24 protein-coding genes and 1 riboswitch are annotated in these 26,057 nt (G+C 25.3%); all 24 genes read right to left on the bottom strand.

The genetic code is table 11. The features are described 5' to 3' along the window. On the bottom strand, positions 1–369 hold a 369-nt coding region (locus ABFX13_RS10035), incomplete at its 3' end, for a hypothetical protein (RefSeq protein ID WP_346045545.1). A gap of 353 nt (positions 370–722) precedes the next feature. After that, complete coding sequence (locus ABFX13_RS10030) at positions 723–1,079, bottom strand: hypothetical protein (protein ID WP_346045543.1); 357 nt, start codon at positions 1,077–1,079, stop codon at positions 723–725. Positions 1,080–1,087: 8 nt separating this feature from the next. After that, a complete protein-coding gene (locus tag ABFX13_RS10025) occupies positions 1,088–1,297 on the bottom strand; it encodes a hypothetical protein (RefSeq protein ID WP_346045542.1) in 210 nt (69 codons plus the stop codon). Between the two features lie 575 nt (positions 1,298–1,872). Continuing rightward, complete coding sequence (locus ABFX13_RS10020) at positions 1,873–2,169, bottom strand: LytR/AlgR family response regulator transcription factor (RefSeq protein WP_428833875.1); 297 nt, start codon at positions 2,167–2,169, stop codon at positions 1,873–1,875. 204 nt (positions 2,170–2,373) lie between these two features. Further along, positions 2,374–2,583: a hypothetical protein gene (locus ABFX13_RS10015; protein WP_346045540.1), complete on the bottom strand. Its 210-nt coding sequence runs from the start codon at positions 2,581–2,583 to the stop codon at positions 2,374–2,376. Between the two features lie 473 nt (positions 2,584–3,056). Next, positions 3,057–3,929, bottom strand: coding sequence for a DUF4300 family protein (locus tag ABFX13_RS10010; RefSeq protein ID WP_346045538.1), 873 nt, complete (start codon positions 3,927–3,929; stop codon positions 3,057–3,059). Between the two features lie 295 nt (positions 3,930–4,224). Then, a complete protein-coding gene (locus tag ABFX13_RS10005) occupies positions 4,225–5,250 on the bottom strand; it encodes a glycoside hydrolase family 5 protein (protein WP_346045536.1) in 1,026 nt (341 codons plus the stop codon). Continuing rightward, positions 5,243–7,498 carry a glycosyltransferase family 2 protein gene (locus ABFX13_RS10000; protein ID WP_346045534.1) on the bottom strand — a complete coding sequence of 752 codons (2,256 nt, stop codon included), beginning with the start codon at positions 7,496–7,498 and terminating at the stop codon, positions 5,243–5,245. The genes ABFX13_RS10005 and ABFX13_RS10000 overlap by 8 nt, the downstream gene beginning before the upstream one ends. Positions 7,499–7,516: 18 nt before the next feature. Continuing rightward, positions 7,517–9,103, bottom strand: a complete 1,587-nt coding sequence (locus ABFX13_RS09995) for a CotH kinase family protein (RefSeq protein ID WP_346045533.1) — start codon at positions 9,101–9,103, stop codon at positions 7,517–7,519. Continuing rightward, on the bottom strand, positions 9,100–9,777 hold the full coding sequence (locus ABFX13_RS09990; RefSeq protein ID WP_187005343.1) for a DUF4956 domain-containing protein: 678 nt from the start codon (positions 9,775–9,777) through the stop codon (positions 9,100–9,102). The genes ABFX13_RS09995 and ABFX13_RS09990 overlap by 4 nt, the downstream gene beginning before the upstream one ends. A 17-nt stretch (positions 9,778–9,794) precedes the next feature. Continuing rightward, entirely contained in the window at positions 9,795–10,484 is a 690-nt protein-coding gene (locus ABFX13_RS09985) for a polyphosphate polymerase domain-containing protein (protein ID WP_346045530.1), read from the bottom strand. Between the two features lie 379 nt (positions 10,485–10,863). Further along, entirely contained in the window at positions 10,864–12,255 is a 1,392-nt protein-coding gene (locus ABFX13_RS09980) for a YfcC family protein (RefSeq protein ID WP_346045528.1), read from the bottom strand. A 176-nt stretch (positions 12,256–12,431) separates the two neighbouring features. After that, a riboswitch (Lysine riboswitch) is annotated at positions 12,432–12,611 on the bottom strand. A 97-nt stretch (positions 12,612–12,708) separates the two neighbouring features. Further along, the gene (locus ABFX13_RS09975) at positions 12,709–13,158 is read right to left on the bottom strand and encodes a hypothetical protein (RefSeq protein ID WP_346045526.1); all 450 of its coding nucleotides are present in this window, start codon (positions 13,156–13,158) and stop codon (positions 12,709–12,711) included. A 244-nt stretch (positions 13,159–13,402) separates the two neighbouring features. Continuing rightward, positions 13,403–13,864 carry a radical SAM protein gene (locus ABFX13_RS09970; protein WP_346045524.1) on the bottom strand — a complete coding sequence of 154 codons (462 nt, stop codon included), beginning with the start codon at positions 13,862–13,864 and terminating at the stop codon, positions 13,403–13,405. Positions 13,865–14,577: 713 nt separating this feature from the next. After that, complete coding sequence (locus ABFX13_RS09965) at positions 14,578–15,315, bottom strand: DUF975 family protein (protein ID WP_346045522.1); 738 nt, start codon at positions 15,313–15,315, stop codon at positions 14,578–14,580. 303 nt (positions 15,316–15,618) lie between these two features. After that, complete coding sequence (locus tag ABFX13_RS09960) at positions 15,619–16,284, bottom strand: ABC transporter ATP-binding protein (protein ID WP_346045520.1); 666 nt, start codon at positions 16,282–16,284, stop codon at positions 15,619–15,621. Positions 16,285–16,297: 13 nt separating this feature from the next. Continuing rightward, positions 16,298–18,850: an ABC transporter permease gene (locus ABFX13_RS09955; protein WP_346045518.1), complete on the bottom strand. Its 2,553-nt coding sequence runs from the start codon at positions 18,848–18,850 to the stop codon at positions 16,298–16,300. Positions 18,851–19,005: 155 nt separating this feature from the next. Further along, the gene (locus ABFX13_RS09950; protein ID WP_346045516.1) at positions 19,006–20,343 is read right to left on the bottom strand and encodes a sensor histidine kinase; all 1,338 of its coding nucleotides are present in this window, start codon (positions 20,341–20,343) and stop codon (positions 19,006–19,008) included. Next, on the bottom strand, positions 20,337–21,047 hold the full coding sequence (locus ABFX13_RS09945; RefSeq protein WP_346045514.1) for a LytR/AlgR family response regulator transcription factor: 711 nt from the start codon (positions 21,045–21,047) through the stop codon (positions 20,337–20,339). Before ABFX13_RS09945 ends, ABFX13_RS09950 begins: the two co-directional genes overlap by 7 nt. 317 nt (positions 21,048–21,364) lie before the next feature. Further along, entirely contained in the window at positions 21,365–21,745 is a 381-nt protein-coding gene (locus tag ABFX13_RS09940; protein WP_346045512.1) for a DUF1540 domain-containing protein, read from the bottom strand. 255 nt (positions 21,746–22,000) lie between these two features. Further along, complete coding sequence (locus ABFX13_RS09935) at positions 22,001–22,372, bottom strand: hypothetical protein (protein ID WP_346045510.1); 372 nt, start codon at positions 22,370–22,372, stop codon at positions 22,001–22,003. A 25-nt stretch (positions 22,373–22,397) separates the two neighbouring features. Further along, complete coding sequence (locus ABFX13_RS09930; RefSeq protein ID WP_346045509.1) at positions 22,398–23,027, bottom strand: ABC transporter ATP-binding protein; 630 nt, start codon at positions 23,025–23,027, stop codon at positions 22,398–22,400. Positions 23,028–23,038: 11 nt separating this feature from the next. Next, complete coding sequence (locus ABFX13_RS09925; protein ID WP_346045507.1) at positions 23,039–24,403, bottom strand: ABC transporter permease; 1,365 nt, start codon at positions 24,401–24,403, stop codon at positions 23,039–23,041. Between the two features lie 170 nt (positions 24,404–24,573). Beyond that, the gene (locus tag ABFX13_RS09920; protein ID WP_346045505.1) at positions 24,574–26,055 is read right to left on the bottom strand and encodes a sensor histidine kinase; all 1,482 of its coding nucleotides are present in this window, start codon (positions 26,053–26,055) and stop codon (positions 24,574–24,576) included. Positions 26,056–26,057: the final 2 nt, after the last annotated feature.

Here is a 26,057-nt window from a genome sequence, read left to right as displayed (position 1 = left end):
AGATACATATATTATATCTGACATATCATCTGTTGCTTTAAAACTTACATTTACTCTATCTCCTGGCTTTACTTCTTTCTTATCTATTTTTAAACTATTCACATCTAACACTGGTGGTGTTACATCTGCAACTTTTTGAGATTTATTATCTTTATTTTCTTCCTTGGTACCATGATTTTGTTTTTCTTCTATTTTACCATACTTATTAGTATTTAAATTTTTAACTTCATCAACCTGTGTATTTTCCTCTTGGATTTCTAAGTTACTTTCATTTACTTTTTCATTTGCATATGCTACTAAACTTTGTGAGTTAGCTAACAACATTACTGCTATTAACATTGCACTTGTTGGTTTTTTAAATCTTTTCATTTTAATCCCCCATAATTTTAATATCAGCATTATAATAACATACTTGCATGTAATATTTAGTCGAATCTTCTGAGTATTTCATTTATTTTTTAAAATTTTTCCGATTTTTCATTTATAAGAAATATTTTCTATGCTCAATTTATTTATCTTAAAAATTAATCAATTATTAAGTTTTTACTTTTTATATCTATAATTATAATGAGATACATAACCATAAGAGATCTTTAGAATAGAAATGAGTTTTATACTTATATAAATCTATCGATACGTTAAAGCCTGCAATTTAAGCTTTCAGTGAAGAAAGATGCTATAAACATAAAACTCACACCACGAGGAAACTTAACTACATCAGCTTAACTTAAAACTTTACCATCCTTAATAGTTACAACCATATCTGCCATATTAGCTATATCATCATTATGGGTTATCATAACTAAAGTTTGATTAAACGCCTTAACATACATCTTTAAATTAGAAAAAATACTTGTTATATCTATCATATCTAAAAACTCATATTTACTAAAATCTATGCCTACTTTAAAATCTACATTTCTTTCTGTGCAAATTTTACTCTTTTCATATAGTATTATGTCTAGTAATAAGTTTCCTGTATTGTAGATATTTTTAACGTTTTTCACTTCATCTCCTATATTATCAATATACTTATTTATATCTTCACTATTGTCTTTAAGTCTTTTTATATTTTCCATATGATTGTTCATATCATGATATATTTTTTAATTTTTTCTTGTGATTCTTTTGCTATTAAATAGTATTTATATTGCATATCTAATTTTTCATTTAAAAACTGTGTTTTAACTTTTTCTTTTTCTGATTTTATAGAGTTAATGAGTAGAGATATTAATATTATATTTATAATAAATAAAATATATGGAAATGTATTTTTCATAAAAACTGAAAATATCATTGTATCTACGAGATTAATATATTCAAGATTGTTTTTTACTAGTATTGAATATAAGTCTCCTATCTTTTTTTCTAATATATTAAAAAATAAGATTACGACTATATTAACTGTTATTGTTAAAATTATATAGATATAATATCTTTTGTTATTGTAAAATTTCTGTAGTTTATCAAAAAAATAAATACCTGTAAATATAACAATAAAAGTTATTATGTTTAATTTAAATATGTACAAACCTTTATGATTAGATGAAAGATTTAAAAAACAATAGATACTACACTCTATCAAAAGGTATACTAAGGTATATATTACAGAGTTTGTAATAGATTTTTTTATATCCATTTGATAAATTGTTTTACAGATTAAAAATAGTGATAAAATTATTATTATTAAAATGAATAGTGCTACAGTTCCAAATGGCATTCTTCCTATAATTTGCGCTATAATTAGTATTGAGATTAATATAAGTTTAGTTTTTGATTTACATTTGCAAGTATAGCCTATTTTGTTCATTAAAGTGAAAAAGCAAATTATAAATATAGCCATATTTATCATGCCTAAAGCGCAAAAATAATCTAACATAATTTGTCCTCTATTAAATTGAAAAATCTATCTTTTGTATCTTTAAATCTGTATCTACTTATAGGTACTTCTTCTTTGTTTTCAAGTATTGCTGTGTATTGTTTTATACTTTTTATGTGTTCTAGGTTTATTAAAAAGCTTTTATGGCATCTATAAAATCTACTGCAGTTTATTTCTTTTTCAAGATTGTTCATAGTGCCTTTAGTTCCGTATGTTTGATTTAATGTATGGATAGTTATATTTTCTTTTTGTACTTCTATGTAGGTTGTTTCACTTATATCTAGCTTTATTCTGTTTCCTTGTTCTTTTATGATAATATGTTTATTTTTTATATCTATTTCTTTTATGCAGTTTATTATATTTTCTTTTAAATTCTCATATTTTACTGGTTTTATTAAATATCTATAAGCCCTTACCTCATAACCTTCTAGTGCGTATTCTATTAATGATGTACTGAATATAATTTCTACTTTATCGTCTATCGACCTAATTTTTTAGGTAGTATCCATTCCATTGATTTGCCCCATTTTTATATCTAACAAAAGTATATCTGTATCTTTTGAATAGTTTTCAAGTAATTCTTCCCCTGAATTAAATATTCCCAATTTATATTTAATAGATAATTCCTCAACTATTTGATTTATATATGTTTTTAACAACTCTTGTTGTTCTTTTGCATCTTCACATATTGCTATTTTTACCACTTAATTTCACCTTATCCCCACTTATATTACACCATCTATTAATTTTATATGGTATATACTTCTTTATTTTATATTTATTTAATTATTTCATAGCAATAACTTTTTATTTTTTCGAATATTTTTATATAGAGTTATTAATAAAAAATTTGCTTTATATTAATCCCTTACAATGAATTTCAATATAAAAAACCATATTGACTTTACATCAATATGGTTTAGTGGATTTTAATGTTAGAGACGAATCACAGGAATAGTACCTACGAAATTAATATACTATTCGTATTATTAGTTAATTAATAATGTATTTATAATAATTCATCTAACATTATTAGTTAAATTTTAATCTTAGTGAATAATACCCTGTTCCCCCTAAATATTTTAGTATTTTATCTATATATTCTTGTAAAAACTCAATTTCATTCCAAATTAAAATGAAGCTATATTTAGATTAGCTTCATGGAATTTTATTTATCCTATTTAATTAACTCATTATTTTCCATTATTATTGGTTTTGATGAACCGTTACCAGATGTATCATTATCCAATCTATCCATTAAATATTTTTTTAATTCTAATTTATTTTTAAATTTTGAAACTTGGAATGGTAAAGCTGATGCATATTTTTCAATAAATAATAATCCATCTTTTGTTTGTAATAAAAGACCTGCATGTCCTACAAATACTTCATTATCTTCTGGTTCATGTAAAAATACATTTATCATTGATATATTTTTATTATCTACAAGTGATATTTTTCTTTTTTCCCATTCTTTTTTTATAGCTTGTGCATGCTTATTTACATCTTGTGTATTTTCCACTTTTACAGCTGAATATAAGTTAATAAATTTATCTGTATCTTCTTTGCTAAATTTACTTATAGGATTATTATTTATTGCATCTTTATCAAATACTAATCTAGTTGAATCACCTGTAAATTTATTTTCTGATTTAATGTAATTTTTAAATATTGAAAATGCAGTTAATCTACAGTTAAAATCCATATAGTTCAATTTCTTAGGGTCCCATTTTTCATCTAAATACACTTCATCGTATGGAACTTGCTGAGTTTTTATATTTGTAAAACCTTGCTTAGATGTTTTTAACTTATTTATATCTGATTTACCATTATAATTTTTTACAAGTTTAATAAAATAATCTACTTCTTTTTTATCTATTTTATTTTCTATTAATATGTCTCTTATTTCATTTTGAGTTTTTTCATCTATTAAATTAGAATACGTAAGTTTCGTTGATTCTTTAGTATCCTTTGTTTCTGATTTAGTTTTTGTACAACCTGTCATAAGTAATATTGCAGATAGCATTACTGGAATTATGCGTTTTATCATATGTTTTATCCTCCGATGTAAAATTTCATTTCAAATTAATTTATTTTGTCGACTTTTGTAGTATAAAACATACACCAGTAAACTTTCAACAGATTTTTAGTTACAAATCTGTTATAAAAAATTTTACTTTTTTTAAAACTTTTTAGACATATACACAATTCCCTTTTATTTCTATATAATATAAAAATTACTTGTCATAAAATATTATTTTATCCTAAGATCTAAAGTAAAAAAGATATTGACTTTTTAGTCAATATCTTTTTCGTGAAGTTATTATCTTATTTAAAAACTTATTTTAATAATTAGAAAATGCATCTTTAACAAATTTTCCAACAGATGTTAATTCATCATCATTCCAATTGCTCAATTTATCAATATCGTGTCTAATAAATGAATGTGGTTCGTCTTTGTTACTTAAAGACCAATTAATCCAACTAATATTATTCTGATTTAAAAATTCTAGAAATTCTCTTCCTTTTTTAAAATTTATTTCTCCACTATTTTTTTCTGGACTAAATCCCCATTCAGAAATAAATACTGGTATATTGTTTTTTAATGCATCACTTAATAAATATTTATAACCTCCATCACTTGTTCCCGTGTATAAATGATAAGTATACATTATATTTTTATAGTCTAAAGGATCATTTATAGCACTCTTTATATCTACACAATAATTAGGAGTTCCTACAAGGATTATAGCATTTGGTGAATTTTTTCTTATTATAGGTATTATAGTATTTGCATATTTTTTTATATCCTTCCATGAAGTTTTACCATTTGGTTCATTAAATATTTCATATATTACCCTTGGTTCATCTTTATATCTAGTTGATATTTCATCAAAGAACTTTTTAGCTTCCTCTATATGTATGTTAGGATCATTATCTTTTAGTGTATGCCAATCTACTATGGCATACATATCTGCACCTAAAACATTTTCTATTCCTTGAAGTAAATTTTTCATTGCTTCTTTTTTATTATAAACATATCCTTTATTTTGATCTGTGTACATCGCCAATCTAATGGTATTAGCTCCATATTCAGATAATGTATTTAGACTTCTTGTATTTATATATTCTGGATACCACATAAGACCATGGCTACTCATTCCCTTTAATCTTACTATATCGCCTTTCTCATTTACAAGATTTGTTCCCTTTACTGATAATTGTCCGTTTTTATCTGAGTTGTTTTTATTTACATCTAATTCACTATAATTTGGCTTTTGTAATAAAAACATATTTAAGAATATACTTATTAATAATGTAATAAATATAATTACATTAAATCTAGATTTTCTTATTTTTTTATCAAACATTAGCAAGTTCCTCTTTATTTTCTATAGCGCTAGCCCAACTTAGTATCATCTCTCTAAATCTTTCATCACTTGAAATATTTTTCCAGTCGTCTATTTTGTATAAAGTATTGTCTTCTACTGCATATTTATCACATTTTAAACACTTTAAAACTAAATCATCTCTCAATTCTATATTAATATTTTTATCATCTAACTTTCCTTTAAATAGTATATACTCGTAGTTAAAGTTAACTACTTCAACTATATTTCCAATTGTTGTGCTAACATTTACTTTTAATGGTATCCTTGGCAACTTTCTATTAGAAGCCCTATGTTTTTTACTTCTATTAATCGTATTTAATTTAATTTCCTTAATGGTATTTGATTTCATCTTATTCGCCAAAGTATGCCCTCTATCATATACTATCTGGTAATACTCATTTTTATCTTTTTGTGATATATGTTTTAATTTGATGCTATATTTCCATTTATCCATAAATTTACCCACATGAACTACTCTACCTTTTAAATTCGCTTTGTAATGTAAATATTTAATATTTATATCTATATCCTCGTCATATGGTATATACTCTGGATTATCTATTATAAAGCTCATTCCATATTCTGAAATATCGGATGTATTAGCTTTTAATAATCTTTCATTAAAACTTATATTTACATCTAGATTGGTATAGTATCTTTCCTCACTTCTGTAATTTATACGACTGAGCATGAAAAATACAGCCATAATTAGAAAATACATATTCATAACTAACCAAAATACAATTACTAGACTACCTAAATGTTTGTATTTAATAAAATCTTCTACTGAGAATACTAAACCAAATACTGATGCAAATATTAAAATAATATGAGGTATTGAATATTTAAAAGCTACATTTTTTGATGATATTCTTTCTTTTGATGTTACATTGAATTTTCTAAGGGTAATACCTATAGTTTCAAGTAGTATTGGTATTACTAAGTATGGAAAAACTATAGTATCAACTATATTACTCCACTTTTGATTTCTTAAATTACTAGATAAATATTTTAAAGACATATTGTATAGTAAATATGATGGTAGCCAAATAAACATTAGCTCTTTTACACTACACTCTACTATAAGTAATCCGAATAAAGAATATAATATTGGAGATATTATATATATAAATCTCCTAAAAAATGTAGTCCAATATAAAAAACATGTGATATAACTTAACTTAGCTCTAATACCTAAACTTGAAAACAAAAATTTAAAACTTCTTATGGTTTGAACACATCCTCTTCCCCATCTTTGACGCTGTTTTATCAAACTCTTAAAATCAGTTGGTGATAATCCATGTGCTAATACTTCTGATATTGCAAAACATTTATATCCTTTACTTTGTATTTTTATACCTGTTGCAAAATCTTCTGTTATATTTTTTATTGCTATCCCACCAACTTCTTCTAAAGCTTCTCTAGATATTAAAGTATTCGAACCTGCATATATAGGTGAATTCGTACGATTTCTACCTACATTAACTTCCTTAAAGAAGTAATCCTGTTCATTAGGAATGTTCTGTTCTGAATATAAATTATATTGGAATAAATCTGGATTATAAAAACTTTGAGGTGTTTGTATAAACCCGATTTTATAATTTTCATCTATTTTTTCCCTTCTTATCCATCTATTATCTTTATCCTTTTTCATAAGTGGTAAACTAAAATAGGGAACAGTCTTCATTAAAAAATCACTTCGTGGTATCATATCTGCATCAAAGGTAGCTATAAGAGGCGATGTAGTTTTACTTAATGCGTTGTTTAGATTTCCTGCTTTTGCATGCTTATTTTCAGCCAACCCTATATATCCTATCCCCATTTTATCTGCAAGTTTTTTCATTTCTATTCTATTTGTATCATCACATATATAAATATGAACTTTACTTTTATCTGGATATTTCATATGTGTACAACCATTAACTGTTTTATATAATATATCTGTTGACTCTGAATGAGTTGCTATTAATACGTCAACATCTGGGTAAAGTTCTATCGGTATTTCTGGCATTTCTGGTTCTTTATTTGAGCTTAAATTTTTATAATGTGAAAAAGCTTCTATTACCCCTACAGTTTCTGCTATTGCAAGTGATAATCCTGCTATTAAGGATATCATTCCGTGCTGTGTTGGAATGGTAAAAAACAATCTCCAGAATATGTATATAAATGCAGTTATACTAGATGCTACTAATAAAATTTTCCTCTTTATACTAGTACTCTTTTTCACAGCAATCCTCCTTATTTTTTAATCTCTTTGTACAAGGATTATAGATAATATAAATATACTTATGAATATTACTGATAGTATACTAATAGCTATTGTTTTTTTATCATTACCTAATATGAAATCTTTTGCTTTTTCTAATTCACTTTTATTTATCCCTTTTTCACTAAATTCACTAAATTGGTATAATGAATCTATATTTTCATCTAACCATTTTCCATGTTCCTTTATAACTAATTTAATTTTTTCAATTTCAGTATTATATTCGCCCTCATATTTCCATCTACGTTTATCTCTTTCGATACTAGGCCCTAAAAAGTTCACAGTATCATCTATATATTTTATTAAATTCGTCTCACTTAATATGTCTTTTCTTAAATATTTATATCTATCTATAACTTTTTTAGTGAAATTAGCATCCTTTAATAGTTGCCTAAACCAAGGTGCATCATGCATAGCTGTAGAATCAACTTTTAATGCATTTTCTAACTTTATATCATTATCTAAACACATATCAAAATCCCAAACTGGACCCATGCTAATTTTAGAACCATTTTCTTTATATATATAAGTTGAATGATATCCAGAGTCATAATTAGCAAAAAATTCATTTATTATAAAATAATCTATAAATGATTCCACATCTATATAATCTCTATACTTGTAAAACTTATCAATGTCATTAGAATAAATACATTCTTCAAACTTATTTATATCGTTAGTTATATATTCTATAGTTTTTTCTGTTATTTCATCCTTTTGTGGATATTTAACCTCTAAATATCCTACGGGAAGCTCATTTTTAGTTGAATAATTATCTAAAAATATAGCATCTTCTTCAAATCTATCTCTTCTTAGTAAATATGATGATTTTGTAAATTTATTATCATACTTAGAAATATTAACTCTACCTTCTCCTTGTTTTACATTTTCCATCATAAGGTATACACCTTCATAAGTATACTTATCATCATCCTTCATTACCACTTCACAGTACCTTACATCTGGAGTATATGGCATTATTTCTCCTGCAATATTTAAAGCCATATAATTTCTAAGTAGAGTTTTATCTATATAAGATATATTCAGTACCCATTCCCATTCTTCTCCCATGCCTAATATATCTTGCTTATTTTTGCTTCCATCTTTATTTATTGTTTTTATTAAATATTGTTTTTTAGGAAATCTAGTTGAGGTGTTACCTCTTTGCTTGATTAATATATCTGATTTATTAGTAGGCTTATCTTTAATATTATTTATGCTTCCCTCATTATCAATAATACTTATACTTCCATCAACGTATGGATCTATATCTACCGATGTAAAGTACCTTTTTTCTGGATCCCAAGTAACACCAGACTTTGGGCTTTCACCATTAGTATCTATAACTACTAATGGCAAATGAGTACTAAAAGAATCACTTATAGTATAATCCTCTTTCATATCAAATTCTCTTGGCTGATTTTTTATATCTTTTTGTCTATGATTATGTACTCTTTTTTGAGAATTTTTTTCTATAAATATAGATAGTGAAATACTTGATACTAGTAATCCTATTGCTACCAATATACTTAGATTTCTTTTACTAGCTAATATTTTTTTCATCATCTATTTATATCCTCATTTTGGCAAACTAAGTTAACGCTTTCTACTCCATCTAGTTCATATAGTTTTTTATTGATATGTCCTTTGTCTTTAGAAGAATTTATTATACGTTGTGAAAGTTCATATATATATTCAACTCTTTCACTTGTAGTATTTTTTACACGCATATTAGCTTCACCATTATAAAATACTAAGATAGCTTTTTCTATTTCTTCTTCAACTTTTGCCTTTGCATGTATTACAAGTAAATACCTATCATTTGACTTTATATGCCCAAATATAAGTAAGAATATAAATAATATTGCACTTCCTATACCTGCTATTGTATATTCAGATACTCCACAACAAATACCTACTACTATACACCAAAAGATATAAACTGAATCTCTTGGGTCTTTTATAGCTGTTCTAAAACGAACTATAGACAGTGCCCCCACCATACCTAGAGATAGAGCTATATTATTTCCAATTACATTCATAACCATAGTAGTTACTATAGTTAACATGGAAAGCGATACATTAAATCTTTGACTATATACTGCCTTTGAATGAGAATATCTATATGCCAAATATATTACTATAGACAATATTATTGATACTAAAAAATTAAGTAATACCTGTTCAATACTCATTGATGAATTACTTTCTTGAAAGTATTTTAAAATCATTTCTTTCATTTCTAGTTTTTTCCCCCTTATAAGTAGCTAATATATCTCGACATACAATATTTACTAGCTGATGTTTGAGATTTATTAGTATTATCTATTATATCTTTTACATAACTTAATAAAAAATTGTTGTATTTTACTTCTAGTATTGTTTTACTAGTTACCGTATTTAGAGAGAGTGAAGGATTAAATATATCCATATTTGACTCACTAGATTTCAAATCACTATCTATAGTTATCCTTGTATTATTTTCTTTAACTATATAAGCTAATCTTTTATACTCTACTATACATTTTGGTCTATATAAATTAGTCTGCATTATAGTATACAATTTATCTGCAAAATCATTGTTTAGTTCTTTTAATACTTCATAGTGTCCATCTAAAAGTCTTTGAGCCATGTTTTTTGGTATAGTTAATGAATATTTATGCTGATAGTCACCTTCTTTTTGTTTAAGTTCTAATTTTAGAAATTGCGACCTTGGATCATATGTCCTAAGTCTTATTTTTCTTCTATATTCTAATCCATTTTCTTTGTCAAAATAGTCATTATTGTAAAATGTATCAAAATATAACGATCTAACCATATACCCATCATTGGTATTATGCGAATCTTGAATTAATGTTTTACATAAAATGCTTTTTAAGTTCATTGCAGTAAATGCATTTATTTCATATTTCTTTTCTACCCGAGTTACAACATTTTGATCTATCATTTTACCACCCCCTTTCCCTCAGATATTATACCAATAGTTATTGTCGTATATTGTAAAAATTTGCAGTGTATTCCGAAAATTTTAGTTTTATAATTAATTATGAATTTTGGCATATTTTTTCCATAATTAAGATATATTAAATCAAAAATAGTATTGACTATACAGCCAATACTATTTTCATGGTTTTAAATGGTGGAAATGAATCTCACTGAACCCATATTTACTACATATTATTTATTTTATGTTTATAGCAATTTAACTAAATATTAAATTCTGTACTTTAAGGTTAACTTAAAACCTTACCATACTTAATAGTTATAACCCTATCTGACATATTATCTATATAATCATTATGAGTTATCATAACTTACCCCCTATATTAAAACCCTATATATAATCCTGTTGTTAAAAATATCATTGTAGTAATTACTAATACTACAATTAAAGGCATTATAAATCTAACCCACTTTGACCAAGGAATATTAGCTAGTGCTAGTGCTCCCATTAAAACTCCAGATGTTGGTGTTATTAAGTTAGTTATACCTATACCAAATTGATAAGCTGTAACTATCATTTGTCTAGATACATCTACTAAATCTCCAAGTGGTGCAAGAACAGGTATTGTAAGTGATGCAAGACCTGATGCTGATGGTATTAAAAATGCTATTAAACCTTCTATTAAAAAAGTTAAATTTATAAATATAGCTTTTGGTAATCCATTTAATACATTTGCTGCAGAATTTAAGATTGTATCTATTATATATCCATTTTCTGCAATTATAACTATTCCACGTGCAAATGCTATACATAATCCTGCTGACATTAAATCTTTTGCTCCACTTGTAAACGAACTAACTATTTCATCTTGTTTAAGTCCTGCTGCTAATCCTGATATTACACCTATAGCTGTAAATACCATTGCAATCTCAGTGATGTACCAACCTAGTTTTAAAACTCCATACACCATAATTCCCATACCTATTGTAAAAATTGCTATTACCATAGCTTCTCTTTTTGTAAACTCTTTTATATTTATATCACTACTATCTATTGCTTCTTGATTTAATGATATATTCTGAACTAAAGACTTTGTCGGATCCTTTTTAACTTTATTAGCATACATCATAACAAATGCTATACTTATAGCCATGAATATTACAAACATAATAACTCTATACTCTATTCCAGAACCTGGTGCTATATTTGAAAGTGCTTGTGCTATTCCTACAGAGAAAGGATTAGTAGTAGCTGCTCCAAATCCAGCTGTTGCTCCTATAAAAACTGTTGCCACTGCTGTTAGTGAATCATATCCCATGCTAGTCATAAGTGGAATAAATATCATATAAAAAGGCAGTGTTTCTTCACTCATTCCAAACGTTGTCCCGCCTAATCCAAAGAGTATCATTGATATAGGTATTATTAGGAATTGGAATTTTTTCATTTTGTTTACAGTATAAGCTATAATTGCTTCTATAGCTCCTGTTTTGTTAACTATTCCAAAAGCTCCTCCTACTATTAAAACAAATCCAACTACTTCTGCTGCATCTATAAATCCATTTATAGGTGCTGTAAATACATCAGCTATTCCTTGTGGATTTGATTTTATTTTTTCATAAGTTCCAGCTACAACAACCATCCTTCCTTCTATGTCTTCTCTTTCAAAACTTCCACTTGGTACTATCCAAGTAAGAAGTGCCATTACTACTATTAGTAAAAATATTATAGTAAGTGTACTTGGCATAGTAAACTTTCTTTTTCTTAAAGTGTTCATTTTTAATCTCCCCCCATTTTTTTAAAGTAAGACAATTAATTGTATTTTTCCCTTTTTCTATCTTAGTTTGTATAGATGTAAAAGTTTGCTTCTCGCATATATTAAAAAAGCTCAACATGAGTACATGTTGAGCTGAATATGCCAAATACAACATACCTACATCTTCCCTATATCTTACTTAAGATAGCTCTCCATCAAAACTCGGGATAATTTTGATGACAGTACTGTACTTATTAAATACAGTCCCAGCACTAGCTTTGGACACTAGCACTTCGGCACTTACTCCTTTTATATTGAGTCATTGGATTCCGACCTCTTCAATATTACTCTTAGTAAATGCGACCTCTACCTCAATCTTTTTTTAGATGAGGTAATTTATATTAAGTTTTATTTATTATAAATATTATAACACAATTTCATAGTATTGTAAATATTTAGAATTTTTTTATATTTTTAATAATTATTTATATCAGTAATCATAACACTATATGCATTGGCATATACTGGATAAGATCTACCTTCTATTTTTTCAAATTTAACTTCTACTCTCTGATTTTGTTTTATATCTGATGGTTTAAGTGATTTGTCTGAGTCTGATTTTTTGATTATTGTATTTTTATTTATTATAACGTCTGCTATGTCGTATCTAGCTTCTGGTTTTAAGTCTAGTGTAGCAATTCCATGTTTAATGTTCTCATCTTTAACAGCTTCTACTCTTATTATTATGTTATCTCCTTCATGTTTTATATTTGTTATCGTCCCCATAACGTCTAGTTGTTCTGGTGTTATTTGTACTAAAGTTGAATCTTGTTTATTATTTGATGAGTTATTGTCTGCAAATACTAAGATGCCACTTATTGAAACTAATAATGCTGCTACTAGTATACTTATTTTATTTTTCATAATTTTACCTCCAATAAATATTTATGTTTTCTTCCTTTCATATATAAATACAATTTAAATATATATATTGTTGCAAATACTATTTAAATTTTTTATTGTATTTAATAAAGTAATACATCGTCTAGTAAACTTGTTTATAATTAAATTATTATTTCTAAAAATAAAAACCATATTGATTCTTTTATCAATATGGTTTACGTGAATTTTAATGGTGGATATGATTCACAACAATAATACCCACTATTTAATACAATTTTATCTTGTCAGGCCATGGATTATTTTGTGCAATACTCCATGTCTTATCAATATATTGAAAAGTATAAATTTGCTCTACTGCATGGATAATATCTGCTTCTTTAATATCTAAATCTATAGTTTCATTTGTAACTATATTGACTAATTCAAAACCTATTTCTTTAGCTTCTCTAATTAAGTCTTTAGCACTTTTCCCCTTATCCTTCCAAAGAAGAGTTTCTCCACCACAAAAAAATAAAATTCTAACGCCTTCATCATAAAGCTTTAACATTTCCTCTTTTATATCTTCATAAGGATGAATTATTTTATTTATATTGTTGACTGCACAATGCTTACAAGTAAGGTTACAATAATCTGTAAGTATTATAGTAGCTAGTATTGGATTAGTATTTTTTAGGAATATTGGTTTTAACCCATAAGTTGAAATTTCTATAAATGATTTTAGCTTCATGATTTGTCTGCTCCTAGTTTAAATATATTAGATAATCGATTTATGTAAAATTTTTACAATTATATCTATGTTTTAGAATAACATAAAAAGAACTGGCAAGCTATAAACTTTCTGTGCATTTGATGAACACACTTGACATAATTTTAAGTGTTTAATTGCCTTAAAGTGTTTGTCCTTATATATCTCTTTAAATGTGTTTTTAAAGATTAATTACTATATACCTAAATATAATACAAACTATTAAAAATATAATGACTATCTTATAATATTTAAATTTATCTAATTTATTTTCATTACGCAAAGCTGTATTTAACCCTATTAGGCTTAAAACCAAAATCATTCCAGAAATTGCGTACTCTCCAGACACAAAGTGTATTAAAAAAACAAATGCCATGAAATGTAATAATATTAATATAGATCCTTTTACTGAATTAATTGTTCCCACCTCTCTTAATTTAATCTTAGTGCACTCTAATTATAAAATAAATATTAAAATTTAGTTACATATGACCATTTCCTAAATTTAGATTTAGTAAATAGTTTATATTTAAAAAGAGTAAACATATTGACATTACTTACATCCAACATATTCACTCTTTTGAGATTTTTTATTTTCTCCCGAAAATTTAATTATTTAATTAAAGTCATTATTTAATTTATTAAATATTTCATGATTTTATCTTTATTTTTGATTATATTTATTATTTATTTTTTTAATTATATTTAGTATTTGAATATTTAATATTGTCTACAGAAATAAATAGCTTCATACTAAATATCCAAGTAAAAACTACCATAATTGTTGATACAATAAAGTTTAAAATACTTGTAAATATATCTAACCAAATATAACCCTCAACATACATATTTGGTGATGTTACTAATATCATTACTACTTCTATAAATATTAGTAGTATATTAAACACAAATATTTTCCATTTAATTCCTTTGCTCATTTCTTTTGTTTTATTTAATATTTCTTTAGATGAAAGCTCTGGGTACTTACATAAAATATAATTTAGTGGTGCATACTTTAAGCTTATTATAATTCCAGGAATTACAAATAACATGAATCCTACCATCATTTTCAATGATACGATACTATTTAACTTAACAACTAATCCTAATGGTGCTCTATCTATTTTTTTATCATATAAAATTTCATATATAGATTTACATAAATAATACACTGCTGAACTAATTGATATTAATAATATTAGAACTATACCTAAAAAAATCAATAAAATTATTACAGATTCAACAATACCCAATTCTCCTAATGTTACAGTTTCTTCAGAAATTACTGTATTATCATATCCTGTTTCATTAAAGATAAGTGATCCTGATAATACAGAAATTATCACACCTATTATCCATATTTTTTTTGTAGTTTGCCTTAATAATAAAAAACTTTCTTCAATTAAATTTAAAAATTTTATATTTTTATACATCTTTTCTCCCCTCTTAAGTTGTAATTAAAATTTAATTTTTATTATATAACTATTCTCACTAGTATTCTTCTTTATTATATAATATTTATCATTTATTTTATGTCGAACTATGTACTATTTATATATTTTTTGAATACGATATTTACATATGATTTCTATCTATGAAATTTTATTCTTATTATTCATATATCTATACATTCAAAGAATTTTACACTTATTCTAAAAATTTATAAAACTCGACACACAAATAAAGGTAAGTAAATCAGCTTAACCGAAAAACTTACCTTAAAAATAACCACTCTATTAACTTAAAACTTTACCATCCTTAATAGTTATAACCCTATCTGCCATATTAGCTATATAATCATTATGAGTTATCATAACTAAAGTTTGGTTAAACTCCTTAACACACATTTTCAAAATATCCATTACTTCATCTGTAGTCTTTGAGTCTAAATTTCCAGTAGGCTCATCTGCAAATATTATTGAAGGTTTATTAGCAAGTGCACGAGCTATGGCAACCCTTTGTTGTTGCCCTCCAGATAGCTCATTAGGAAACTTTTTTATTTGAGACTTTATTCCTAATTTAACTATTAATTCATCTATATAATCTTTACCTAATTTTCCTTCATTAAGTGAAATAGGCAAAACTATATTATCATAAACACTTATAACTGGTATTAAATTGAAACTTTGAAATATAAACCCAAATTTTCTACTCCTAAGCTTTGATAATTTATCATCTGATAATCTAGATATATCATCTCCATCTAGTATAACTTTTCCACTTGTTATACTATCAATACCCGCTATACAATGAAGTAGAGTACTTTTACCACTACCACTAGGGCCTATTATTGCTGTAAATTTCCCTTTTTCAATAGATAAGTTAATATTTTTTAATGCTTCTACTTTATTTTCTCCTTTTCCATAAGTTTTACTTAAATTTATTGTATCTAATATGTTCATCTCAACCCCACCTTTACTCTTCATTTCTAAGACCTTCTACTATGCTTAGTTTTGAAACTCTGTTTTTTGCTAAATATCCAGCAATTACACATATAAGTATTGCAGCTACCCCAAACTGAAGTATTTCTACTACGGGCACTTTAAATTCATATGCTTGTTTAATTCCCATTCCCTTTGAAAAGATTTCATTTGCTCTTTGCATACTTTTATAAGTGTTATAGCTAGAAAATACTCCAGCTATTATTGAACTTAAAACTCCATATATAATACTTTCTTTTATTATCATTTTCTTAATATTTTTCATACTCATTCCAATAGCTCTTAGTGTCGAAATTTCCTTAACTCTAATCATTATATTTGTTATAACTATACAAGCTATATTTATAGATGATATAACCATTGTAAGTACTACACTCACTAATACCTCTTTTTTAAGTTTTTCATTTCCTTCAGTAGAAAGCTTTCTATTTTCATATTTACTTTCCATTTCCTTAAAGTCATCTTCATTTATTATTTCTTTTACCTTTGAAACGACTTCTTTTTCTTTATCCTTTTCTAATTTTATAAATATATTATTAAAGCCTTTTTTTCCTGTTAAATTTTTAAAGCTATTTTCATCTAATATCACTTGAAAACGTGAGTCTTTTCCACCTTCAGCATTTAAAACATAATCAGGGTTTAATAGTCCTGCAACTTTAATTTTTTTATTAACATATTTTACTTCTTTACCATTAATTACTGGAATCTTAACTTCTATAATATCTCCTACTTTTAAATCTTTTAATGTAGTTGAATCATTCGATACTTCCGAACCTGAGTAAAAATGGTTAGATACTACTCCACTTATTGTATCCCCTTCTTCTTTTAGGTTATCTATGGTTCCATCTTCTAGATATTTTACTAGTTCTTTAAGAGTACTTTTATCATATCCTTTTATAGCTGTTCCTATTTCTAAATTCGATTCATCGTTATCTAGAGGATTATATTGTTTATAATAGTCGCTTATATTTTCTTTGTTTGAGCTTAAGTATCCTGTAATATTCATACTCTTAGTTAATTCCATAACCCCATCTATATTAGATATCTTACTTACTTCATCATCTGTGTATTCATTAAAATATTCACTTGAGTTATTAGAATTATGACTAAGTATTATATCACTTTCTCCCATCTCCATAATAATTGGGCTAAGAATGTCTACGTTCTTATCATATTGATTAAATGCAACCATATTAGTTATAAATAAAAAACCTGTCATACTTATTGAAAGTATTGATAAAATTGTTCTTGTTTTGTATCTCCATATATTTTTGTATGCCATATATCCTGTAATCCCAAATACTTTTTTTATTAACTTGTGATAAAATCTATCTTTTTTTATTGACTTTGAACTATTAGTATTTCTAATAGCTTCTATTGGAGATATCTTTCCACTCTTATAAATAGTAAAAATACTAGCTATAGCTACTGAAACTACTGCCATAATTATAGGCTCTATTATACTTTCTTTACTTATATAAACACTTATATGTTCATTGTATATACTTCTAAGACCTATATATGATGCTATTGTTCCCAGTAAAAATCCTAATGCTAGTCCAATAAGTAACACTATAAAACTTTGGATACATACCATGTGCCTTACATTTTTCTTAGTCATACCTATTGCTCTTACCATTCCTATTTGTTTTGTCATATCTATTAATATAATATTAAATATGTTATATATAACTAGTGTAGCTGCAACCATAGGCATTAACTTATTACTAACCTTAATATTTGCACCTTTAGACATCTCATAATTTTGTATAGCTTCATTTAGTTGAACGTTTATCATAAATTTCTCATCATCTAATTTATATTTAGTTATTAATTTATCTGCCATAGCTATATTAGGTGTGCTAGTAGTAAAATTAAGGACACCAGAATGATTTACTAATTCTTTAGGTAAGATACTTTGATTTTCTGTGTATTTAGTAAATGCTTTTACTTTATAATATAAATTTTCCTCATAAAATCCATCTGGCTTTTTTACTATTCCAACTAACTTAAATACCTTCTCTTTGCTATAAATCTGATTTTGATTATTTTCATCCGTATATTTTTTAATAATATCAAAATCAATACTTTGGCCTAGCTTATCCCTTAATCCCATCTCTTTAAGAGCTTTTTCTTCTATTACTATTTCATTTTCATTTTTAGGTTCATTACCTTTTATAAAGGTATAACCATAAGAATCTATAAAACCTTTATTATAAGAGTTTAAACTTATAGATACTCCTTTATCACTTACTGCATTACCTAGGTTTATAACATCATTGATAACTTTTATACTTTTATCATTTTTTAATTGTTCTACAGTTTCTAAGTTAAGATCACTGTATTCTACATGATAATTACTAAAGTTTTTATAAGCTTTTTTTATATCATGTTTACTCTTTGACTCTGGCACTACATTAAGTGTAAATACTAATATAACAGCTAATGTAATACTAGTTATTAATGATAAAGTTCTTCCCTTTTGTTTTTTTAAGTATGCTATAGCTAATCTAAAACTTACTCTCATCATTTCCCCCCTATTTTTTGTATAAAATTGTCTTAAAGGCATAAAAAAATGCTACCTTCTTTGTGTAAAAGGTAACATTTCTAAAATTTAGGTTCAATATAAGTCCGACAACTGGTATTTTTTCACCGACAACTAGCATACTAATACATAAATTTCTATTCAATTGGTATATAAATGGTAGCTATAAATTTATACTCACTATCCTTGATTTTTAATTCTCCATTATACTTTTTTAATGAAGACTTTATACTTTCAAGACCTACCCCATGAAGGAATTTATCTTTTTTAGAAGTAAATATCTTATTATTTTTAATTATTACTTTATTTGTCTTGCTGTTTTCACATCTAAGAACATAATACCCTTTTATAAAAGTACTTTTTATAGTTATGTATTTTTCTATATTACTATCATCAATTTTATTGCATGCTTCTATTGCATTATCTATTAAATTTGAAAATATACTACTTATATCAATCATCTCTATAAATTCACACTTACTAAAATTTATGCCTACATTAAAATCTATATTATTTTTAATACAGTCTTCACTTTTTTCATTTAAGATAATATCTAATAATAAATTTCCTGTAGTATAAATATTTTTAGTTTCTTTTACTGCATCTTCTATATTGTTAATGTATTTATTTACCTCTTCACTACTATTTTTTAATGATTTTATGTTTTTTATATGATTATTCATATCATGATATACTTGCCTCATTTTTTCTTGTGAATCCTTAACCATTATATAGTATTTATATTGCATATCTAATTTTTCATTTAAAAACTGTGTTTTAATTTTTTCCTTTTCTGATTTTATAGAGTTAATAAATAGAGATATTAATATTATATTTATAATAAATAAAATATATGGAAATGTATTTTTCATAAAAACTGAAAATATCATTGTATCTACTAGACTTATATATTCAAGATTGTTTTTTACTAGTATTGAATATAAGTCTCCTATCTTTTTTTCTGATATATTAAAAAATAAAATTATAACTGCATTAACTGTTATTGTTAAAATTATATAGATATAATATCTTTTGTTATTGTAAAATTTCTGTAGTTTATCAAAAAAATAAATACCTGTAAACATAACAATAAAAGTTATTATTATATTTAATTCAAGTAGGTTTAAAGCTACATACCTAACCAAAAAGTATAAAATCCAATATATGCTACATTCTATCAAAAGATATACTAAGGTATATATTACAGAGTTTATAATAGATTTTTTTGTGTCCATTTGATAAATTGTTTTACAGATTAAAAATAGTGATAAAATTATTATTATTAAAATAAATGGTGCTACAATTCCAAAGGGCATTCTACTTATAATTTGAGCTATAACTAGTATTGAAATTAATATAAGTTGATTTTTTGATTTACATTTATAAATATATCCTCTTTTGTTCATTAAAGCGAAAAAGAAAATTATAAATGTAGCCATATTTATCATGCCTAAAACGTAAAAATAATCTAACATAGCTTATCCTCTATTAAATCGAAAAATCTATCTTTTGTATCTTTAAATCTGTATCTGCTTATAGGTACTTCATCACTATTTTCAAGTATTGCTGTGTATTGTTTTATACTTTTTATATGTTCTAAGTTTATTAAATAACTTTTATGGCATCTATAAAATCTACTACAATTTATTTCTTTTTCAAGGTTGTTCATAGTGCCTTTAGTTTCGTATATTTGATTTAATGTATGGATAGTTATATTTTCTTTTTGTACTTCTATGTAGGTTATTTCACTTATATCTAGCTTTATTCGGTTTCCTTGTTCTTTTATGATAATATATTTATTTTTTATATCTATTTCTTTTATACAGTTTATTATATTCTCTTTTAAATTTTGATATTTTACTGGTTTTATTAAGTATCTGTAGGCTCTTACTTCATAGCCTTCTAGTGCATACTCTATTAAAGATGTTATAAAGATGATTTCTGCTTTGTTGTCTAATGTCCTAATTTTTCTTGCAGTATCCATTCCGTTTAACTTATCCATTAAGATATCTAATAAGAATATGTCTACCTCCTGAGGGTAGTTGTTAAAAAGTTCTTCCCCTGAATTGAATATAAGTATTTCATAAGATATGTTAATTTCATTTAGTATATTTATTAAGTAGTCTTTTATTAATTCTCTTTCCTTTTTTTCGTCTTCACATATTGCTATTTTTAACATTATATTTCCCCCAATTATTGTCTTGCTCCTTGCTAAAATTAATTATATATCAAAACTGTAATATAATTTCAGTTATATAGCTATATAAATTATAACTTAACTAAGTTTATATAGCTATTCCTACTACTATGTCACACTCTATTATTTTTAAAATTTTTTTAATTTCTTATACCTGTATGAAATTAAAAGGGAAAAAATTATTATTAGCAATTGTGCATATTATGACACCTTTTTGCATCTTTTTTTCAATTAAACGATAAAAAAGGAATCACTAAGTTTTAAAACCTAGTAATTCCAATCTATTTAATTACATTCATTTAAATATGTTCTCCATAATCAAAGGAATTGCAACGTGCATTGTCTGCATCTATTTCAACATTTTCTGCATGACATTCTTTGTTTTTATTATATATACAATTATGAGCCTCACATTTTATATCACATGGCTTTGTAGTTAAGTCACCTACATTATTTACAAAACTGCTATTAGAACTATTAAAAAATGATTCTTTCTCTTTAGGACTTCCAGATAAACTATTTACAAAACTACTACTATCTCTATCTGCAAAACTTGTGCAACTAGTACCTTCAATCGCAACTGCCCCAAGTCCACTTACATGTATGGCACCTGCCTTACAGTCATAATTTAGGTTATGCATACAATTAGTTGCATTACATTTTAAATTCCCTCTTTGCATTTTGCTTTCCTCCTTAATAAATATCTATTTTATTATTTCCAAAAAGATAAAATCTAATTCGATTTGATGTTTCTAATTTTATGTAGTGTATTTTAATTTTAGGATATGCTAGATAACTTTTTAATAAATTTTAAACATATTAAAACAATATAAAATTTCAAATTTATTTATACAGTTCTCATCACCAGCTATAATAGCAATAATAAAAAAGGTATTGATTAAACAATCAATACCTTTTTGAGATAGACCTTTATTTTATCTATTATTTTTCAAAATATTAACAAAAGAATCTAAATCTTGCTCAGCTTTTTCTAAATCATTATCATTTTCAATTGTATTATCTTCTTTATTTATCTCATATATTTTCAAGTTATCTAACTTATATATTATATAACCTATTCCCCAAATAGCTATTGTGTAAAATATATACGGCATAGATGAATTCATATAATAATATATAATATTTATTAACTGTGACTTTATAACTAAACCTTTACTATTTACAAGTCCCGAAATGTATATATACGAATTATATATAGTAAATAATGTATATAAAGCTATAATAGAGGATATAACATATAATCCTATAACTATAAAATTCTTATTTTGTTTACGATACTTTCTCATAATTAACCTTCCTTTTTTATAAGTTTTAAATTTCAACTAAATCCCTATTTTTTAATCTTAGTACCACATCAGCCTCTTTAGCCATGTCTTTACTATGTGTTACAACAATTACACATTTACCATTATCATGTGCACTTGATTTTAACATATCTATAATCTCATCTGATGTATCACTATCTAAATTTCCAGTTGGTTCATCTGCTAATATTATAGGTGCGTTAGCAACTAATGCTCTTGCTATTGCAACACGTTGTTGTTGCCCTCCTGATAGCTGAAGTACATTTCTATTTATCTCTTCGTCTTTTAATCCAAGTACCTCTAAATACATTTTGCTAGCTTTTGGATTTACTATCCTTATATTTTCTAATGGCGTTAAATAATCTATTAAGTTATAATTTTGAAAAACTAAAGATATATTATTTTTCCTATGATATTCATATCCTTTTTCTTTTATATCCGTATTTTTAAATAAAATTTGACCAGTTTTAGGTTCATCTAATCCGGCTAATAAATATAATAATGTACTTTTACCTGCACCTGATACTCCTAAAATAGCATAAAATTTACCTTCTTCAAACTGCATACTTATATCTTTTAATATACTTTTCCCATTTTTATATGAATAACTAATCTGATTTAATTTTAAAATAGACATATCCTTCACTCCTAACTCATTTTAGATAATATTTCTTTTGGTTTTAGGCGTATTATAGATGCTGATGATATAGCTACTGATGCTATTACAATTCCTGATCCTATAACCCACACATATATAATTTCCTTAGGAGTTATTTTAACTTCTATATCCTTTGATGTGTGTGTAAGCATCTTACTTTCAGGATCATTACCTAATTGCATACCTCCTGCATATTTTAAGTCTTGAACAGTTTCATTTGCAGCCTTTTGCATTAATGAATCTCCAATATTTTGAGATATCAATTGACCTGAAAAATATGATAAGCTAAATGCTAATACACTAATTATTAATAATTCAACTATATATTGAGCTATTATTTTAAACTTTGAAACTCCAATAGATAATAATATTCCTGTTTCATGAATTCTGCCTTGAATCCAAAATGTTAATATTAATGATAGTATAACTCCACTAATTACTATACTTCCTATTAATATCATGTTTACAAACTTATCCATCGTTTCAAATGACTGAGTTAATGCAAGGAATATATCACCGCTCTTATTGATTCTCATATCATCCCAATTTAGAGGTAGTTTTTTTACTTTAGATATAACAGAATCTATATTAGTATTTTTGTCAGCATAAAAACTTGCAAAATAATATAAATCATCATCATCGGCATATTCATAGAATTCCTTTATAGCGCTATTATCACATAATAAATTATTTTCTATTATCTCTATAGGATTACCTTCTCTTTCTAATTCTTTTGTTCCATTATCAAATATACCAACAATCTCTAGTACCATTTGATTTTTACCTTTACCTGGAATTGCATAGTAATCTGTTGCAGACATTCTATTTATAGTTAATTTATCACCTATCTTTAAATTATTAAGCTCAGCCAAACTCTTATGTATTAATACTTTATTTTTATCTCCACTCTTGATATGTCTTCCTTTAACTAACTTAAGCATATGATTAACAAATTTTAAATCTGACTCTGTATATTCATTTCCAGTTAACTGAAAAGTTTTTTCTAATCCTTCATAGTTATATGGTGTTGCTTTATTTGATTTTACTTTTTTAATTCCTTCAATATCTCCTCCACCAGCTATTGAGGCATTATATTTTTTAATATCCTTAATTTTTAATATATCTTCTATGACTTTTCTTGAAAGTCCCCTCTTTTGTGTATAACCAATATTTGTTTCTAAATCAAAGAAATTGGCTAAACCTTTGGTGGCATTATTCTTTGATATTTGTGTAGCTTTTTTTATTGAGATACAACTTAATATTGCTGTAGATACTGTAAATAGAATAAATAGCATTATTATACTTTTTTTCTTCTTTCTAGTTATATATAACCAGGCTCTCTTTAATACATCCATTTTTCTCTCCTCCTTAATCTATTTCTTATCTATGTTTGAATAATATAAAATCTATATGAAACAAATATGAAATTAAATGAGTATGTATATGTATTTTATATATTTATTCTTTTATTTCATAAAAAAAAGAACACCTCTAAGTGTTCTTTAATAATTTCTATACAATAATATTATTTAAAAGTCATAGTAAATTTCATCCCTGTTTCAGTAGCATCAAACGAATGTTGTATATCTAGCGTATTAAATATTTGCTTAACAATATATAGCCCTAATCCATTTCCTCCAGTATTTCTATTTCTATCAAATTCCGCTCTATAGAAAGCTTCAAATATTCGTTCTAAATGCTCTTTTGGAATTGGTTCACATTCATTTTCTATAATCAATGAATTATTATTAAAGTATATATTTATATTTTTTCCTATATCTGTATAATTTACTGCATTAGAAATAATATTTGATAAAGCCTTATTTAATAAACTTTCATCTGTATTTATAATTAATGAATTAGAATAGTCAATAATCATATTAATATGCTTATGCTTTGCTGTAATTTTATATGGATCTATAGTTTTCTCTAATACATTTTTTATGCTTATAAATTTATATTCATTATGTTCATTCCAAGTATTTAGCCTTGATGTATTTAATATATCTTGAACCATAGTACTTAATCTATCAACTTCATCTTTACATTTAGCCAGGTATATATCATGATTTTTATATTTTCCAATATTAAGCATCATATTTTCTAGCATAATATGAATACTCATCAAAGGAGTTTTAAGCTCATGAGAAGCACTTCTTAAGAAATCGACTTTCATTTTCTCTGATTTGCTTACATTTTCTATTTCATATTCTAAATTATAAATAGTATTCCATAATGTGCTATACAATGAATTTATATTTTCTGCTAATAATTCTATTTCATCACCTGTGTCCACTTCACAATATGCATCCTTATTCAATACTTCCATATCTTTAGTTGCATTACATATTTTTTTTATTGGATCAGTAATTATTCTAGTATAAATATATGATGCTATTGTAGAAATAAATAAACTTATTCCTATTGAATATGGTAATATCATAAATACAACACTTCTCGCCTCTTTAAATGATTGTAGGCCCATCATGATTTTAATTTTACCCTCAATACCATTTAAACTTTTAAATTTATCGATTCTAAGTATTGATGAATTTTTAATTTTAAAATAATCTCTATTATTTCCAATATTATGTGGATTATTTAGACTATTGTCGATAATATTAGATGTATTCTTTAAACTACTGTCAAAAATATTATTTTCAACTTCTGAAAGTACTAAGTCTTTGTTTTTAAATTCCTCAGGGTTGACATATACATCAACTTGATTCATACCCTCATAAATATTGGTTTTGTCACCTACTGTTAACATAATATTTAATTTATATTTCATTGCATAATTCTTAGCTATATCCATACTATTTTCACTATTGCTATTTTCTAATTCTTTAACTATAGATTGACTTATATTAGATAATTCTTTTTGCTTTTTATTTGTGTAAAATGTTGGTAATAGCATATATAGTAGAGTGTGAGATATGAAAACAATCATGCTCATTAATATCATTGTAAATATATAAGTTTTTGGAAATAGTTTTAACTTTTTCATGA

It is taken from the genome of Paraclostridium tenue (assembly GCF_039521565.1).
Classification (GTDB): domain Bacteria; phylum Bacillota; class Clostridia; order Peptostreptococcales; family Peptostreptococcaceae; genus Paraclostridium; species Paraclostridium tenue.
This window is presented reverse-complemented; position numbering and strand designations above follow the sequence as displayed.